Annotated in this window: 16 protein-coding genes; 2 read left to right on the top strand and 14 right to left on the bottom strand. The window is 53.4% G+C overall.

Translation table 11 applies throughout. The features are described from left to right. Positions 1-231: 231 nt before the first annotated feature. The 7 genes from dedD to pdxB form a co-directional block, all read right to left on the bottom strand. Positions 232-894, bottom strand: coding sequence for a cell division protein DedD (gene dedD / locus AABJ99_RS07655; protein WP_039020356.1), 663 nt, complete (start codon positions 892-894; stop codon positions 232-234). Continuing rightward, positions 884-2,152: a bifunctional tetrahydrofolate synthase/dihydrofolate synthase gene (gene folC, locus AABJ99_RS07650; protein ID WP_032184709.1), complete on the bottom strand. Its 1,269-nt coding sequence runs from the start codon at positions 2,150-2,152 to the stop codon at positions 884-886. The genes dedD and folC overlap by 11 nt, the downstream gene beginning before the upstream one ends. A 69-nt stretch (positions 2,153-2,221) precedes the next feature. After that, positions 2,222-3,136, bottom strand: coding sequence for an acetyl-CoA carboxylase, carboxyltransferase subunit beta (gene accD / locus AABJ99_RS07645; protein ID WP_000118404.1), 915 nt, complete (start codon positions 3,134-3,136; stop codon positions 2,222-2,224). 155 nt (positions 3,137-3,291) lie between these two features. Next, positions 3,292-3,951, bottom strand: a complete 660-nt coding sequence (gene dedA, locus AABJ99_RS07640) for a DedA family protein (protein WP_000364335.1) — start codon at positions 3,949-3,951, stop codon at positions 3,292-3,294. An 82-nt stretch (positions 3,952-4,033) separates the two neighbouring features. Beyond that, the gene (truA, locus tag AABJ99_RS07635; protein WP_001283592.1) at positions 4,034-4,846 is read right to left on the bottom strand and encodes a tRNA pseudouridine(38-40) synthase TruA; all 813 of its coding nucleotides are present in this window, start codon (positions 4,844-4,846) and stop codon (positions 4,034-4,036) included. Then, positions 4,846-5,859, bottom strand: coding sequence for an aspartate-semialdehyde dehydrogenase (usg, locus tag AABJ99_RS07630; protein WP_001289165.1), 1,014 nt, complete (start codon positions 5,857-5,859; stop codon positions 4,846-4,848). The genes truA and usg overlap by 1 nt, the downstream gene beginning before the upstream one ends. 65 nt (positions 5,860-5,924) lie before the next feature. Further along, positions 5,925-7,061, bottom strand: a complete 1,137-nt coding sequence (gene pdxB / locus AABJ99_RS07625; RefSeq protein ID WP_039020355.1) for a 4-phosphoerythronate dehydrogenase PdxB — start codon at positions 7,059-7,061, stop codon at positions 5,925-5,927. A gap of 98 nt (positions 7,062-7,159) precedes the next feature. Between pdxB and flk the strand changes: the two genes are divergently transcribed. Beyond that, positions 7,160-8,155 carry a flagella biosynthesis regulator Flk gene (gene flk / locus AABJ99_RS07620; RefSeq protein ID WP_000615830.1) on the top strand — a complete coding sequence of 332 codons (996 nt, stop codon included), beginning with the start codon at positions 7,160-7,162 and terminating at the stop codon, positions 8,153-8,155. Here the strand turns inward: flk and yfcJ are convergent. Together yfcJ and fabB are read right to left on the bottom strand one after the other, a co-directional pair. Beyond that, complete coding sequence (yfcJ, locus tag AABJ99_RS07615; RefSeq protein ID WP_032184713.1) at positions 8,152-9,330, bottom strand: arabinose transporter; 1,179 nt, start codon at positions 9,328-9,330, stop codon at positions 8,152-8,154. The genes flk and yfcJ overlap by 4 nt on opposite strands. Before the next feature lie 266 nt (positions 9,331-9,596). After that, a complete protein-coding gene (gene fabB / locus AABJ99_RS07610; RefSeq protein WP_000817187.1) occupies positions 9,597-10,817 on the bottom strand; it encodes a beta-ketoacyl-ACP synthase I in 1,221 nt (406 codons plus the stop codon). A 158-nt stretch (positions 10,818-10,975) separates the two neighbouring features. Here fabB and mnmC point away from each other — a divergent pair, with 158 nt between their 5' ends. After that, positions 10,976-12,982, top strand: a complete 2,007-nt coding sequence (mnmC, locus tag AABJ99_RS07605) for a bifunctional tRNA (5-methylaminomethyl-2-thiouridine)(34)-methyltransferase MnmD/FAD-dependent 5-carboxymethylaminomethyl-2-thiouridine(34) oxidoreductase MnmC (protein WP_039020354.1) — start codon at positions 10,976-10,978, stop codon at positions 12,980-12,982. 121 nt (positions 12,983-13,103) lie between these two features. On the opposite strand, the gene yfcL is transcribed toward mnmC, so the two are convergent. From yfcL to aroC, 5 genes are read right to left on the bottom strand one after another with little or no spacing between them, the layout of a single operon-like run. Then, entirely contained in the window at positions 13,104-13,382 is a 279-nt protein-coding gene (yfcL, locus tag AABJ99_RS07600; protein WP_000559764.1) for a YfcL family protein, read from the bottom strand. A gap of 33 nt (positions 13,383-13,415) precedes the next feature. Beyond that, a complete protein-coding gene (epmC, locus tag AABJ99_RS07595; protein ID WP_039020353.1) occupies positions 13,416-13,964 on the bottom strand; it encodes an elongation factor P hydroxylase in 549 nt (182 codons plus the stop codon). Beyond that, positions 13,964-14,773 carry a sulfite exporter TauE/SafE family protein gene (gene yfcA / locus AABJ99_RS07590; RefSeq protein WP_000447348.1) on the bottom strand — a complete coding sequence of 270 codons (810 nt, stop codon included), beginning with the start codon at positions 14,771-14,773 and terminating at the stop codon, positions 13,964-13,966. Before yfcA ends, epmC begins: the two co-directional genes overlap by 1 nt. Then, entirely contained in the window at positions 14,773-15,597 is an 825-nt protein-coding gene (gene mepA, locus AABJ99_RS07585) for a penicillin-insensitive murein endopeptidase (protein ID WP_001043810.1), read from the bottom strand. Before mepA ends, yfcA begins: the two co-directional genes overlap by 1 nt. A 2-nt stretch (positions 15,598-15,599) precedes the next feature. Beyond that, positions 15,600-16,685, bottom strand: a complete 1,086-nt coding sequence (gene aroC, locus AABJ99_RS07580; protein ID WP_001353064.1) for a chorismate synthase — start codon at positions 16,683-16,685, stop codon at positions 15,600-15,602.

Below are 16,685 nucleotides of genomic sequence, written 5' to 3'. Positions count from 1 at the left end.
ATTTTACGCCCTGTCATCCTGTTCGGGGCGCATTCTAACAGAAAAAGAAAACGTTTGCGTAGGGATTTCCTTCCCACGCATCAATAAAAATGGCGCTGAAAAAATATTCAACGCCATCGACTTTTCATGCCTTTGCGGCATCGGGCAATGCGTGTCGGATGCGGCGTGAACGCCTTATCCGACCTACGGTTCTACTCCTGCACAGACCTCGTCGCATCAGGCAAAACCGTATTAATTCGGTGTATAGCCCATCACCACGCCACTTAAGCCAGAAAGCTGCTTGAGTTCACCCAGCGAACCTTTCAGCTTATCTTTCGAGGCATCTGGCCCAACCAGAATACGGGTAATTTTACCCTGCACCGGCGTGGATGGCGACGTATAAACCCGATAACCGGCACCGCGCAGCTTACCGACAATCTCATTCACTTTATCGGCATTTTTCAGCGCGCCCAGTTGCACAACATAAGCTTTACCCGTTGGCGCTGCTTTTTCTTCCACGACCGGCTTCGGTTCTGGCTTCGGCGCAGGTGGTGCTTCAACCTTTGGCTTAAGCGGCTCCACCGGTTTCGGCTTCGGTGGGGCGACCGGTGCAGGTTCCGGTTCAAACTCGGTGTTATTGGCTGCAATAATGGCCGGATCGAGCGACGGTGCTACGGCATCACCTGCCCGTACCTCTTCCGCTGCGCCTTCCGGCGGCTGCGTCGGCAGCGCCTGGGTGGCGGCTGGCATCATATCAGGCTCATCGCGATCGCCCGCTTTTGGCACCAGCGGGATAGCCGCGAACTCATCCTGATAATGTTTTTTCTGCCCGTCCAGCAACCCTGGAAGTACAATCACCCCCAGCGCCACCAGCACGATCGTACCCACTAACCGATTCTGAAACTTACTTGCCACCGCTTCTCCTCGCGTCAATCACTTCCATGACATGTGCGACCGTGTGGAACGAACCACACACCAGCACGGTATCTTCCGCTTTAGCGTCCGCCATTGCGGCATCCCATGCCTGCGCCACGCTATCAAATGATTTGCCGTTACCCAAATGCTCAAGCAGTTGTTCTGCCGTGGCACCGCGCGGCCCTTCCAGTGGCGCACAATACCAGTCATCAACCACGCTTTTCAACCAGGCCAGAGTTCCGGCAATATCTTTATCATGTAGCATACCGATAACCGCCAGCACGCGCCCGTTTTTCGGTAGCGCTTTCATACGCCCGGTGAGATATTCCGCCGCATGTGGATTATGCGCGACATCAAAAATAACGCGTGGCGACTCGCTCACAATCTGGAAACGTCCCGGCAAAATTGCGCTGGCAATCCCGTCGCGAATGGCATTTTCACTGACCTCCAGCCCGCTGGCACGCAGTGCCGCCAGCGCCGTTGCGGCATTCGGTTGCGGGACAAGCGGCAACGGCAGATTTTCCAGCGTGCCGTGAGCATCGCTAAACGTCCAGTCATGATCGGTGACGGAATAGTTCCACTCAACGCCCCGACGTTGTAGCAGTGCGCCTTTTTCCTGCGCCACATCAGCAATGGTAGAAGGCATTTCAGGCTCTCCGACAATTGCCGGTTTTTCATTGCGGAAAATCCCTGCTTTCTCACGACCAATGCTTTCGCGATCTGGCCCCAACCAGTCGGTATGATCCAGCGCAATGCTGGTTACTACCGCGACATCGGCATCGACAATATTGGTTGCATCCAGACGTCCGCCCAGCCCTACTTCCAGAATCACCACGTCAAGTTGTGCCTGTTTGAACAGCCACAACGCCGACAGCGTACCGTACTCGAAATAGGTCAGGGAAATATCACCGCGTGCCGATTCAATCTCCGCAAAAGAGGCTGTGTGGGCCGATTCCGGCAATTCCTGGCCCTGCACACGAACGCGCTCGGTATAACGCACCAGATGCGGCGAACTGTAGACGCCCACTTTGTACCCTGCCGCCATCAGAATCGACTCCAGCGTACGGCAGGTGGTGCCTTTGCCATTCGTACCCGCAACGGTAAATACAAATGGCGCTGGTTTCAGAACGCCAAGACGTGCCGCGACCTGGCTTACGCGCTCAAGGCCAAGATCGATAGTTTTACTGTGCAGGTTTTCCAGATAAGAAAGCCACGAAGCCAGAGGCGACGCGGCTTGAGGAGTGCGTTTGATAATCATGGTATCCGCTGATTCGTTACGGTGAGAATAGCAAAAGGGCAGAGCCAGTGGCCCTGCCCTTATCAGTTATCAGGCCTCAGGTTCCTGATCCGGTACCGGTGGCACCACTACGCCTTCACGCGGCGCTTCAGGATTCGGCGCTGGCAGATTCATCAACTTCGCCAGAATGCTCGCCAGTTTCAGGCGCATTTCCGGACGACGGACGATCATGTCGATGGCGCCTTTCTCGATCAGGAATTCACTGCGCTGGAATCCTGGCGGCAGTTTTTCGCGAACGGTCTGTTCGATAACACGCGGACCGGCAAAGCCGATTAACGCTTTCGGTTCAGCAATATTGAGATCGCCCAGCATGGCGAAACTTGCAGAAACACCGCCCATGGTCGGGTCGGTCAGCACGGAGATGTACGGCAAGCCGCGCTCCTGCATTTTTGCCAGTGCCGCAGAGGTTTTCGCCATCTGCATCAGCGACATCAGTGCTTCCTGCATACGTGCGCCACCAGAGGCGGAGAAGCAGATCAGCGGGCAGTTATCTTCCAGCGCCTGCTCAACGGCACGTACGAAACGTGCACCTACCACAGACCCCATGGAACCGCCCATAAAGGCGAACTCGAATGCCGCAGCGACAACCGGCATTCCATACAGGGTGCCTTTCATCACCACCAGCGCATCTTTTTCGCCGGTTTCTTTCTGCGCAGATGCCAGACGGTCTTTATATTTCTTGGAGTCACGAAACTTCAGCACATCTTTCGGCTCAAGCTCGCTACCCAACTCCACAAGGCTTCCTTCATCTAACAGGCTATGCAGGCGATTACGCGCTGTCATACGCATGTGATGGTCACACTTCGGACAGACCTCAAGATTACGTTCCAGCTCAGCGCGGTATAAAACCTGACCGCAGCTATCACACTTAGTCCACACCCCTTCAGGAATGCTCGCCTTGCGGGTGGGAGTAATGTTGCTTTTAATTCGTTCAATCCAGCTCATTAGGGACCTTTCTGTCTGAACCTGGTTCGATGCCAGTTTTATCTTTGGGGACGCATAATGCCATTTTTGCCCCCAACAGACCATGAATGTTGCACATTAAAACATAACAGCCCGAAACTTTGGATAAAAAAGTGGTCGAACCGCGGAGTTACTTTTTATTTTGCGGCGCGTGCCGCAGCGCGTTTGTGACGGATAATTTCGATGACGCCCGGCAAAATGGAAACCACAATAATCCCGACGATCAGCAGCTTAAGGTTATCCTGAACCATCGGAATTGTACCGAAGAAATAGCCTGCGTAGGTAAAAAGCAGTACCCACAACAGTGCGCCGATCACGTTATAGGCAGCGAAATGACGGTACGACATGTGGCCCATCCCTGCGACAAAGGGGGCAAACGTTCTGACGATTGGCACAAAACGGGCGAGAATAATGGTTTTGCCGCCGTGTTTTTCATAAAACTGATGAGTTTTGTCGAGATAGCTACGACGAAAAATTTTCGAGTTTGGATTACTGAATAATTTCTCACCGAACAACCGTCCTATGGTGTAGTTGACCGCATCACCAACAATCGCGGCAATTAACATCAGTACCACCATCATATGAACATTGAGATCGTTGGTTTCAAGCGAGGCCAGTGCCCCTGCAACAAACAGCAGCGAATCTCCCGGTAAGAACGGCGTTACCACCAGACCGGTTTCACAGAACAAAATCAAAAACAGGATGGCATAAACCCAGACGCCGTACTCTGCGACCAGTTCTGCCAGATGCACGTCAATGTGCAGGATAAAATCGATGAGGAAATAAATCAGGTCCATATTTGCCTATGCCTTGTACTCGTTATCTCTCAGGCCGTAACTACGTTGGCTACAGCCTGAAATTTTCCGAGCTTTATTCTCGTTAGTCCGCCAGAAATAGCGGGCCCATTGGCGGTTTTGGAAGATCAAACCGGTCAGGGTAATCCACCGCGACCAGATACAGCCCTTCCGCTTTTGCCGTTGCTGCCGCCAGCGTTCTGTCCTTTGCGGCCAGCAGTTCTGCTATCCAGCTCTCCGGCTGGTTGTTGGCACCGACTTCCATCAGGCTGCCGACAATATTCCTCACCATATGATGTACAAAGGCATTTGCTTTGATATCTACCACCACATAAGGACCGTGACGCGTGACGTTAATATGCATAACATTGCGCCACGGGGTTCGGGACTGGCACTGCACCGCACGGAACGAGGTGAAATCATTCTCGCCCAGCAGGCATTGCGCGGCCCGATGCATCCGTTCAGCGTCCAGCGGTTCGTAAAAATGGGTTACCCCTTTACTCAGCACTGCCGGACGCAGCCGATGATTGTAGATGATGTAGCGATAACGGCGAGCCGTGGCGCTAAATCGGGCATGAAAATCATCAGGTACAGCTTTAACCCAACGCACGGCGATGTCACCAGGTAAATTCGCATTTACGCCCAACGTCCACGCAGCGTCTTTACGCTGCGCGGTAGTTTCGAAATGCACAACCTGCCCTGTACCGTGTACGCCTGCGTCGGTACGCCCGGCGCAGAAGACGGTGATCGGTTCGTTCGCCACCTGAGAGAGTGCCTTTTCCAGTTTCTCCTGCACACTGCGTACTTCGTTCTGCCGTTGCCAGCCGTAATACTTACTGCCGTCGTACTCAATGCCCAGCGCAATTTTGTAAACTGGCGGTTGTTGCTGGTCGGACATTAGTACAGATACTCCTGCACCAGTTTCTCGGCGATTTTTACTGCCATCAGCGCGCCGCCAAAGCGAACATTATCGGCCACTGACCAGAACTGGACTTGCTCCGGCATACCGTAGTCATTGCGTACGCAGCCAACGGAAAGATGCGGCGTACCAGAAGCATCCCCCACCTGCGTCGGGAATTCGTTCTCTTCAGAGAGCACAATATCTTCGCCCTGGGCAAACGCATCACGCGCTTCTTCTGCCGCCAGCGGACGCAGTGCTTCAAAGTTGACCATCTGGGCATGACCGTAGAAAACCGGTGCCTGGACGACGCTTGCCGAAATCATCAGCCCTTCGTCTTGCAGGATTTTGCGTACTTCGTCAACGATACGACGTTCTTCACGCACGCTACCTTCGCTATCCGGCAGTAACGGCAGCATGTTGAACGCCAGCTGACGACCGAAGAAATCCTCTTCATCAATCGGAATACCGTTCAACAGTTTCGCGCTCTGCCCTGCTAACGCATCGACCGCTTTTTTACCCTGGGCGGAGGCAGAAATCAGGCTGGTGACGCTGATACGTGACAAACCGCCCTGATCGATTAACGGTTTCAGTGCTGCCAACAGCTGGCTGGTCAGGCTGTCCGGTACGGCGATGACATTTCGGTTGCGGTAATCGGTCAGTACAAACGGGTTAACTTCCGGCACCACCAGCGGTACGTCAGGTTCGAGAGCAAACAATCCGCTGCTGTCGATAACCAGGCAACCTGAGTTGGTCGCTTCTTCAACCCAGGCAGCGGTAGCTTCTTTGCCTGCGACAAAAAACGCCAGTTGCGCCTGCGTCCAGTCGAATTCAGCGGCATCCTGCACGGTGATTGTCTTACCACCAAAGCGCAGTTGTTCGCCTGCACTTTCGTTACGTGCCAGTGCATAAATTTCCCCAACCGGGAACTGACGTTCAGCCAGCGTTTCAAGCAGGGCTTCGCCCACAGCGCCAGTTGCGCCCAGGACGGCAATGTTCCAGCCTTCAGACATGGTGGTTTACTCCAGAAATAGCAAAGCTCCCTGCCAATATTACAGCAGAGAGCATGAAGAAGAGATTAACGTGCCGGATGATGAACGGCGTTAAAACCCAGTTTACACAGCAATGATGCCGCACTGGCGTCATCACAAATCACATACAGAGATGACCATTCACGGCGCTCAAGATAGTTTTTGCGCAGTTTATCGAACTCACCCGGTATCCCGGCGACTTTACGCAGCGGTGCGTCATCGCGGCGCACATCATACACCAAATGCACCAGCCTTTTCAGCGTCGGTTGATCGAGCGGACCATGCAGTGTAATACGGCCAAACTCTGGCGCGGGTAGCAACGTATCAAGCGCAACGTGTTGCTCATGCCCAATAAACTTGCTATACGCTTCAAATACTTGCGTAGTGCCACGGGCTTTACCTTCGAGGGTGTAGCCCGCAATATGCGGCGTGCCGATATCCACTTTTTTCAGCAATTCTACGTTGAGTTCCGGTTCGCCTTCCCAGACATCCAGCACTACGCTTAACTTCTGACCTTCATTCAGACAGGTCAACAGGGCAGTATTATCGACGACTGCGCCACGGCAGGCGTTAATCAAGATCGCTCCCGGCTTCAGGTTACGAATCAGTTTTTCGTCCGCCAGATGCAGCGTTTTGTACGGTCCGTCTTTAAAGAGTGGCGTATGGAATGTCAGGATATCCGCATGCTGGACTAATTCATCCAACGAACGGAAATCGCCCTCATCCCCACGATCGGCACGCGGCGGATCGCAAAGCAAGGTTGTAATCCCCAGCGCTTCCAGTCGCGCCTGTAAACGCCGACCAACGTTACCAACGCCCACAATCCCCACGGTACGCTCATGCAGTGAAAATCCATCGCGTTCAGCAAGCATCAGCAGTGAGGAGAAAACATATTCCACCACCGCAATCGCATTACAGCCAGGTGCTGCGGAAAAACCAATTCCCGCCTGCTTTAACCATGCTTCATCGACATGGTCGGTCCCCGCTGTGGCAGTGCCAACAAATTTAATGGGTTTTCCTGCCAGCAAAGATTCATTCACTTTGGTGACCGAACGCACCATCAGCGCATCCGCGTCTGCCAGTTGAGCTACTGGGATTGGACGCCCCGGAACCGCAGTCACCTCACCCAAACGGCTAAATAAGTCGCGGGCATAAGGCATATTTTCATCAACAAGGATTTTCACGTTTGTGTTACCTGTATGAGACGAGAGTTAACCGGACAAGTGTGCCATAATCTCGCGGCCAGGCATACTTGCGATGATTTCAGGTATAAGGATACGTAATGATACAACCTATTTCCGGCCCTCCTCCTGGGCAACCACCAGGTCAGGGAGATAACCTGCCGTCTGGCGCGGGCAATCAGCCTTTATCCAGTCAGCAACGTACTTCGCTGGAAAGCTTAATGACGAAAGTGACTTCGCTGACGCAACAGCAAAGAGCAGAACTGTGGGCGGGTATCAGGCATGATATTGGCCTGTCGGGAGATTCGCCGCTGCTTTCGCGTCACTTTCCCGCCGCAGAGCATAATCTGGCGCAACGTTTGCTGACCGCGCAAAAAAGCCATTCTGCCCGCCAGCTTTTAGCCCAATTGGGTGAGTATTTACGTCTGGGGAATAATCGTCAGGCGGTCACGGATTATATTCGTCATAACTTTGGTCAGACGCCACTGAATCAGCTCTCACCGGAGCAATTAAAAACCATTCTCACCCTGTTGCAGGAAGGGAAGATGGTTATCCCGCAACCGCAGCAGCGCGAGGCGACCGACCGTCCGTTATTACCGGCGGAGCACAATACGCTCAAACAGCTGGTTACCAAACTTGCGGCGGCAACGGGAGAACCCAGCAAGCAGATCTGGCAATCGATGCTGGAACTTTCCGGGGTGAAAGATGGTGAGTTAATTCCAGCGAAACTGTTTAACCATCTGGTGACCTGGTTGCAGGCGCGTCAGACGCTAAGCCAGCAAAATACGCCGACGCTGGAATCACTACAGATGGCGCTGAAACAACCTTTAGACGCCAGTGAACTGGCGGCGTTATCGGCATATATCCAGCAAAAATATGGCCTTTCTGCGCAATCATCGCTTTCTTCAGCCCAGGCTGAGGATATCCTTAATCAGCTTTATCAACGGCGGGTTAAAGGGATTGATCCGCGTGATATGCAACCGCTGCTTAATCCTTTTCCACCGATGATGGACACGTTGCAAAACATGGCAACGCGTCCCGCGCTGTGGATACTATTAGTCGCGATAATCCTGATGCTGGTCTGGCTGGTTCGTTAACCCCGACGAAACGACAGTATCGTGACAATAATTCCCAGCACCGCAGAGATCGCCCCGGCAAGAAATACCGAAGAGTAACCAAACGTGGTCGCCAGCATTCCCGCCAGCGGCCCGGAGACGCCGAGGGCGATATCCTGAAACGCGGCGTATCCGCCCAGTGCGGTGCCACGAACTTGTGACGGTACACGTTTAACCACCTCCACGCCTAGCGCTGGAAAGATAAGCGAACATCCAGCTCCGGTTAAGGCCGCGCCCGCTAATGCGACCCACGCACCTGGCGCCTGCCAGAGCAGCAACAAGCCCACTGTTTCTACAAGCAGAGAAACAATCGCCACTTTCACGCCGCCAAAACGGTCCGGCATCCAGCCAAACATTACGCGCATCACGACAAATGCCCCGCCAAACGCGGTAAGAGTAAAGCCCGCCATCGCCCATCCTTTGCTGGCAAAGTAGAGCGAAACGAAAGTTCCGATAACCGCAAAACCAACACCTTGTAGCGCCAGACCTAACCCTGGTTTCCAGATAAGCCCGACAACGCTCCACAGCGATGGACGTTCTCCCGCCAGGGCCGGTACTTTGCGCACTGTGCCGTTACAGGCCCACGCCAGTATGGGTAATGCCATTGTGGTGAGCGCCAGGGCAGCAAAACCGTAATGGCTATGAATCAACAGGCCAAGCGGTGCACCAACAGCGAGGGCACCGTAAATCGCCATTCCGTTCCATGACATCACTTTGCCGGAATGTTTTGGTCCAACGATGCCCAATCCCCAGGTCAGAGCGCCCGTCAGTAACTGGCTTTCACCAAAGCCAAGAATCAAACGTCCGACGACCAACAGAGCAAATTTGAACGGTGCGGAGACGGGCAAAATCGCCGCCAACAGCAGTGCGCCCCCCGCCAGACCACAAGCTAACATCCCCTGAAGCGCCGAACGTTTTGCACCATATTGATCGGCCAGTCGCCCGGCATAGCCACGCGTCAGCACCGTAGCCAAAAACTGAATGCCGACGGCAATCCCGACCATGGTGTTGCCATAGCCCAGCTCATGATGAACAAACAGCGGGATAACCGGCAATGGTAACCCTACGGTCATGTAGGTGAGAAAAACCGCAAAAGCGATGCGGAAAAGCGAAAAATTGGCAGAAGATCGTGTTTCGGTTTGGCTTACAGCAGTCATGCATTACTCCAGAATGCAGCGCAAGGCGAGGAATTTCCCCGTCTCATCTCTCTGGTTTCAGGGTTACGGTACGCGTTGGCAGGATTTAACGCGTACGTCTTTTCAGAAGGAAATCGACAAAGCGGGAAGTTTGCCTGGAACAGGCGGCGATTGTCAATGATGTGAAAAAGGGAACCATCGGGTTCCCTTTTTCTTTAGTGCCGGAGGCGGCATTGGCGCGTATCGTCGGATGCGACGCTGACGCGTCTTATCCGACCTACTCCGAATTAATCTTTCAGCTTACGCATTACCAGCGTGGCGTTGGTGCCACCGAAGCCGAAGCTGTTAGACATAACGGTAGTCAGTTCGCGATCGGTCGTTTCGGTCACAATGTTCAGACCCGCAGCCTGCTCGTCCAGCTCTTCAATGTTGATGCTCGGTGCGATAAAGCCGTGTTCCAGCATCAGCAGAGAGTAGATAGCTTCCTGCACACCCGCAGCGCCCAGAGAGTGACCGGTCATTGCTTTGGTTGCAGAAATCGCCGGGCTCTTATCACCGAATACTTCACGGATAGCCGCCAGCTCTTTCACGTCGCCAACCGGAGTTGAAGTACCGTGAGAGTTCAGGTAGTCGATTGGCGTATCAACACCGTGCATCGCCATCTGCATGCAGCGAACTGCGCCTTCGCCAGACGGAGCAACCATGTCTGCACCATCAGACGTTGCGCCGTAACCAACGATTTCAGCATAGATGTGAGCCCCACGCGCCAGCGCGTGTTCCAGCTCTTCAACCACCACCATACCGCCGCCGCCAGCGATAACGAAACCGTCGCGGTGAGCGTCGTAAGTACGGGAGGCTTTTTCCGGGGTGTCGTTGTATTTAGTAGACAGCGCGCCCATCGCGTCGAATTCGCAAGCCATTTCCCAGCACAGCTCTTCGCCGCCGCCAGCAAACACGATGTCCTGTTTGCCCAGTTGGATCTGCTCTACTGCGTTACCGATACAGTGTGCGGAAGTCGCACACGCGGAGCTGATGGAGTAGTTAACGCCGTGAATTTTAAACGGCGTGGCGAGGCAGGCAGAAACGCCAGATGCCATCGCTTTGGTGACCACATACGGGCCAACCGCTTTCAGGCCACGCGGGCTACGCATAGCGTCAGCGCCGAACACCTGGAAACGCGGGGAACCGCCGCCAGAACCTGCAATCAGGCCAACGCGCGGGTTATTCTGATAAGCTTCCGGGGAGAGGCCAGCATCTGCAATTGCCTGCTCCATAGAAAGGAATGCATAAATGGATGCGTCGCTCATAAAGCGCACAACTTTGCGGTCAATGAGGCCAGTGGTATCCAGTTTTACGTTGCCCCAGACGTGGCTACGCATGCCGGAATCCTTCAGCTCCTGAGAGAAAGTGATCCCTGAACGTCCTTCACGCAGAGATGCCAGGACTTCCTGCTGGTTATTACCGATGCTGGAAACAATGCCCAGGCCAGTAATCACTGCACGTTTCATTCAATACCTCTGTAAGTCGCACATAGAGTAAGTTTCGAATGCACAATAGCGTACACTTGTACGCCGAACAAGTCCGATCAGCCAATTAATAGAGAAATTTGCGCAGCCTGACACACATCGCTAAGATCGAGCCACCGCCTGTAAGACGAGTAACTTACGTGAAACACTACGCCATACAACCTGCCAACCTCGAATTTAATGCTGAGGGTACACCTGTTTCCCGAGATTTTGACGATGTCTATTTTTCCAACGATAACGGACTGGAAGAGACACGCTATGTTTTTCTTGGGGGTAACCAATTAGAGGCACGCTTTCCTGAACATCCGCATCCTCTGTTTGTGGTATCAGAGAGCGGCTTCGGCACCGGATTAAACTTCCTGACGCTATGGCAGGCATTTGATCAGTTTCGCGAAGCTCATCCGCAAGCGCAATTACAACGCTTACATTTCATTAGTTTTGAGAAATTTCCCCTCACTCGTGCGGATTTAGGATTAGCGCATCAACACTGGCCAGAACTGGCACCGTGGGCAGAAAAACTTCAGGCGCAGTGGCCTTTGCCCTTGCCCGGTTGCCATCGTTTATTGCTCGATGAAGGCCGCGTGACGCTGGATTTATGGTTTGGCGATATTAACGAACTGACCAGCCAACTGGACGATTCGCTAAATCAAAAAGTAGATGCCTGGTTTCTGGACGGCTTTGCGCCAGCGAAGAACCCGGATATGTGGACGCAAAATCTGTTTAACGCCATGGCCCGGCTGGCGCGTCCGGGCGGTACGCTAGCGACATTTACGTCTGCCGGTTTTGTCCGCCGGGGTTTGCAGGAAGCCGGATTCACCATGCAAAAGCGCAAAGGGTTTGGGCGTAAACGGGAAATGCTTTGTGGGGTGATGGAACAGACATTACCCCTCCCCTGCTCCACGCCGTGGTTTAACCGTACGGGTAGTCGCAAACGGGAAGCGGCGATTATTGGCGGTGGTATCGCCAGCGCATTGTTGTCGCTGGCGCTATTACGTCGTGGATGGCAGGTAACGCTTTATTGTGCGGATGAGGCCCCCGCGCTCGGTGCTTCCGGCAATCGCCAGGGGGCGCTGTATCCGCTCTTAAGTAAACACGATGAGGCGTTGAACCGGTTTTTCTCCAATGCGTTTACATTTGCTCGTCGGCTTTACGATTTATTGCCTGTTAAATTTGATCATGACTGGTGCGGCGTCACGCAGTTAGGCTGGGATGAGAAAAGTCAGCACAAAATCGCACAAATGCTGTCGATGGATTTACCCGCAGAACTGGCTGTGGCCGTTGATGCTAAGGCGGTTGAACAAATTACGGGCGTTGCGACAAATTGCAGCGGTATTACTTATCCGCAAGGTGGTTGGCTGTGTCCGGCAGAGCTGACCCGTAATGTGCTGGAGCTGGCACAACAGCAGGGTTTGCAGATTTGTTATCAACATCAGTTAAAGGATTTATCCCGTCAGGATGACTGTTGGTTGTTGAATTTTGCAGGAGATCAGCAAGCAACACATAGTGTGGTGGTACTGGCGAACGGGCATCAAATCAGCGGTTTCAGCCAAACGTTGTCTCTGCCGGTGTATTCCGTTGCCGGTCAGGTCAGCCATATTCCAACAACGCCGGAACTGGCGAAGCTGAAGCAGGTGCTGTGCTATGACGGTTATCTCACGCCACAAAATCCGACGAATCAACATCATTGTATTGGCGCCAGTTATCATCGCGGCAGCAAAGATACGGCGTACAGTGATGAAGACCAGCTGCAGAATCGCCAGCGGTTGATTGATTGTTTCCCACAGGCGCAGTGGGCAAAAGAGGTTGATGTCAGTGATAAAGAGGCACGCTGCGGTGTGCGTTGTGCCACTCGCGATCATCTGCCAATGGTAGGCAATGTCCCCGATTATGATGCAACGCTCGCGGAATATGCCTCTCTGGCGGAACAGAAAGACAACGCGGTAAGCGCACCGGTTTATGACGATCTCTTTATGCTTGCGGCTTTAGGTTCGCGTGGTTTGTGCTCTGCCCCGCTGTGTGCCGAGATTCTGGCAGCGCAGATGAGCGACGAACCGATTCCGATGGATAGCAATACGCTGGCGGCGTTAAATCCAAATCGGTTATGGGTGCGGAAGTTGTTGAAAGGGAAAGCGGTTAAGGCAGGGTAATCTGCTTTGGCAGCGTTTGTCGGATGCGGCGTGAACGCCTTATCCGACCTACGTGAAATCTGTAGGCCTGATAAGACGCGGTAAGCGTCGCATCAGGCATGACGCTCCAGACGCCAACAACTTACTGCTGTGAAGCCTGTTGAAACAGGTTTTCCCACATATCGGTCACCAGCGCCTGGTCTCGCGGCGACAATTCACCGGCACCAATGGCTTTTTCCAGACTCTGGCTAACGGTCGTATGTACCGCCTGGGCGGAGTGGTCATCACCACTTTCCAGTTCTGCGATGGCTAATGTCAGGTGGCCACGCAAATACCCACTGGCAAACAACTCATCATCACTGGCATGGTCAACCATACCGTCGATTAATGCCAGAATGCGTGATTCAAACTCCGCGATCATCTTCTTTCCTCATTGTAAAACGTGGCGCAGGCTTCAGTTGAGCGCTTCCGGCCACGGGAACTGTTCCGCCGTAAGTTCCGGCGTGTGATAATAATTTTGTAGTGCTTTAATGAAGCGTGCCGGACGCTCGGGAATACCGTTTGCCAGATAATCCATCACCTGTGCATGTACCCGCCGTTGAAATACCACGCGGTCCGGTTCGAAATCCCCTTCCAGATTGTCGCAACTGACATTAAACGGATATCCCGCCGCCACACAGAACAACCAGTCCAGCGCCTGCGGCTTCACTTCAACATCTTCAAACTGGCCTTGCGTTTGGGCATCGCGTCCGTCCGGACAATACCAGTAGCCGAAATCAACCAGCTCACGGCGCGCTTTCCCGGCAATACACCAGTGCGAAATCTCATGAATTGCGCTGGCATAAAAGCCGTGAGCAAAGACGATTCGGTTATACGGTACTTCCGCATCAGCAGGAAGATAGATCGGTTCGTCGTCGCCTTTAATCAGACGGGTATTAAATTCATCGGCAAAGCAGCTATTAAAAATTTCAATCAACTGCTCATAGTGGTGTGTACTATTCATTAGTTCATCCCCAACCAGTGGAGGATCTCCTGTCCGTGGCTATCATAAAGTAATTTGGCACTCATTACCGCCGAGACGATAACAATCATCGGGCGAATCAGCTTTTGTCCTTTGCTCAACACCAGTCTTGACCCCATGCGCGCGCCGAGGAACTGCCCCACCAGCATCACAAATCCTGTCGCCCAAATCACTTTGCCGCCGAGAATAAACAGCAGCAAACCGCCGATGTTTGACGTTGCGTTGAGTAATTTGGCGTGGGCCGTGGCTTTGGCGAGGTTAAAGCCGCACAGCGTAACGAAGGCTAACGCGTAAAACGATCCGGCAGCCGGGCCAAAGAATCCATCGTAAAAACCTACGCAGCCCCCCGCCACCAGCGCAAATGGCAGTCCATACATCCGACGCTGGCGATCTTCTTCTCCCAGTTTGGGCATCAGTAAGAAATAAAGCCCAATACAAATCACCAGAATGGGCAAAATCTGCCGCAAGACATCAGCCTGAACGTACTGCACCAGTAAAGCGCCGCTCATTGAGCCGATAAAGGTCATGGCGATATTAAGTTTCTGATCGCTTAAGCTAACCACTTTGCGGCGAATAAAATAGATAGTGGCAGAAATAGAACCACCGCAGGCTTGCAGTTTATTGGTTGCCAGCGCGTTAGCCGGAGACATCCCCGCCGCCATTAATGCCGGAATGGTGAGTAGCCCACCGCCCCCGGCAATAGAGTCGATAAATCCCGCCAGTATGGCGACAAAAAAGAGGAGTCCCAGTAATAGCGGGGAAACCATAAACAGGCTATTAAACGTTTCCATTAGATCACGTGCTCATCCAGTAGCGCCTGGCAGGAAGGCGGCAACGGAGGCGGTGTCTTCTTCTCAGGCTTTGTTGTTCCCGGTTTTGGTGGTTCAAACCAGCTTTGCAATTCTGCCCCGCAACCATCGCCCGGTGGCGGTAAAGGTTGATCTTCACACTCCAGGCTATCGGCAGGACAACGTAATCGTACATGCATATGGGCGCGATGCTGGAACCAGGGCCGCACTTTACGTAACCAGTCGCGATCGGTGCCCGCATCAAGGCAAAGTTGTTGTTTAATCGCCGGATTAACAAAAATGCGCGTGACGTCTTTATCCTGCGCGGCGAGTTTAATCAAGCTGAAAATTTCGGGCTTCCACAGCGTGGGGACAACGTGTTTACCGTCGCGGGAAACCAAATCTAATGCTTGCGGGCGCAAGAGTTGCGCGGAGGTCCAGCGTTTTTTCGGCAGTTGCAGGAAGATGTCCACATCCAGTCCGGTCTGATGACTGGCGTGACCGCCATTGAAACGCCCACCAGCAGGCATTCCCATATCGCCAATCAGCACCGTGCCCATACCCAGATTGCTCACCTGGCTACTCAGACGCTGGATAAACATCACCAGGTCCGGGTGCCCGAAATAGCGACGCTGATCGGTACGCATGACCTGATAATGTTCGGACTGTATCGGCAGCGTATCAGCACCAACGATACAGCCATTTGAAAAACTGCCTATCGATTGTGCACTACCCGGCACAGGTTGGGTTATTTTTTGCCACGGCGTCGCTGCCAGGCTGGCGCTACTGGCAAGCAGGGCCAGCAGCGCAATCGCAGTTTTGTTCATTTTTACCAGCGTGGAATATCAGTCTTCACATCAGCATTTTGCGCCCGTTGCCGTAACAGGTGATCCATTAAAACGATCGCCAGCATCGCTTCCGCGATCGGCACCGCGCGGATCCCAACACAAGGATCGTGACGGCCTTTGGTGATCATCTCAACTTCTTCGCCAAAGCGGTTAATGGTGCGTCCAGGCACAGTAATGCTGGAGGTCGGTTTCAGCGCCATATGGGCAATGATTTGCTGCCCGCTACTGATGCCGCCGAGAATGCCGCCCGCATGGTTGCTCTGGAAACCGTCTTTGGTGATTTCGTCACGGTTCTGGCTGCCACGCAGCGCTACCACGTCAAAACCATCACCAATTTCCACACCTTTCACCGCGTTAATGCTCATTAGCGCATGGGCGATATCAGCATCAAGGCGATCAAAGACCGGCTCGCCAAGTCCGGCAGGGACGCCACTGGCCACCACGGTGACTTTCGCGCCAATAGAGTCGCCCTCTTTTTTCAGCGCGCGCATCAGTTCATCTAAGGCTTCGATTTTGTCCGGATCCGGGCAGAAGAATGGATTTTGCTCGACCTGAGACCAGTCTTTGATTTCCAGCGGAATGTCGCCCATTTGGGTCAGGCAGCCGCGAATTTCTATACCAAATTTCTCAGCGAGATATTTTTTGGCAATCGCCCCTGCTGCAACGCGCATGGCGGTTTCGCGAGCGGAAGAACGACCGCCGCCGCGATAATCGCGCAGGCCATATTTTTGTTCGTAGGTGTAATCGGCATGGCCTGGACGGAAAACGTCTTTAATTGCGCTGTAATCCTGAGAACGCTGGTCAGTGTTTTCAATCAACAAACCAATGCTGGTGCCGGTAGTAACGCCTTCAAAAACACCGGAGAGAATTTTGACCTGATCCGGCTCACGACGCTGAGTGGTATAGCGCGATGTCCCAGGGCGACGACGGTCGAGATCGTGTTGCAGGTCTGCTTCCGTCAGCGGAATACCTGGCGGAACACCATCGACGATGCAGCCGAGCGCCAGCCCGTGCGATTCGCCGAAGGTGGTTACGCGAAAGAGTTGTCCAATTGTGTTTCCAGCCAT

The sequence above is a fragment of the Escherichia coli genome (assembly GCF_036503815.1).
Lineage (GTDB): Bacteria > Pseudomonadota > Gammaproteobacteria > Enterobacterales > Enterobacteriaceae > Escherichia > Escherichia coli_F.
Note: the sequence above shows the minus strand (reverse complement) of the source record. Positions and strands in the feature narration are given on the sequence as shown.

Bases quoted from the DNA above. Each gene is read 5' to 3' on its own strand.
- folC (WP_032184709.1), bottom strand. From the start codon at position 2,152: ATGATTATCAAACGCACTCCTCAAGCCGCGTCGCCTCTGGCTTCGTGG.
- accD (WP_000118404.1), bottom strand. From the start codon at position 3,136: ATGAGCTGGATTGAACGAATTAAAAGCAACATTACTCCCACCCGCAAG.
- dedA (WP_000364335.1), bottom strand. From the start codon at position 3,951: ATGGACCTGATTTATTTCCTCATCGATTTTATCCTGCACATTGACGTG.
- truA (WP_001283592.1), bottom strand. From the start codon at position 4,846: ATGTCCGACCAGCAACAACCGCCAGTTTACAAAATTGCGCTGGGCATT.
- usg (WP_001289165.1), bottom strand. From the start codon at position 5,859: ATGTCTGAAGGCTGGAACATTGCCGTCCTGGGCGCAACTGGCGCTGTG.
- flk (WP_000615830.1), top strand. From the start codon at position 7,160: ATGATACAACCTATTTCCGGCCCTCCTCCTGGGCAACCACCAGGTCAG.
- yfcJ (WP_032184713.1), bottom strand. From the start codon at position 9,330: ATGACTGCTGTAAGCCAAACCGAAACACGATCTTCTGCCAATTTTTCG.
- fabB (WP_000817187.1), bottom strand. From the start codon at position 10,817: ATGAAACGTGCAGTGATTACTGGCCTGGGCATTGTTTCCAGCATCGGT.
- yfcL (WP_000559764.1), bottom strand. From the start codon at position 13,382: ATGATCGCGGAGTTTGAATCACGCATTCTGGCATTAATCGACGGTATG.
- epmC (WP_039020353.1), bottom strand. From the start codon at position 13,964: ATGAATAGTACACACCACTATGAGCAGTTGATTGAAATTTTTAATAGC.
- yfcA (WP_000447348.1), bottom strand. From the start codon at position 14,773: ATGGAAACGTTTAATAGCCTGTTTATGGTTTCCCCGCTATTACTGGGA.
- mepA (WP_001043810.1), bottom strand. From the start codon at position 15,597: ATGAACAAAACTGCGATTGCGCTGCTGGCCCTGCTTGCCAGTAGCGCC.
- aroC (WP_001353064.1), bottom strand. From the start codon at position 16,685: ATGGCTGGAAACACAATTGGACAACTCTTTCGCGTAACCACCTTCGGC.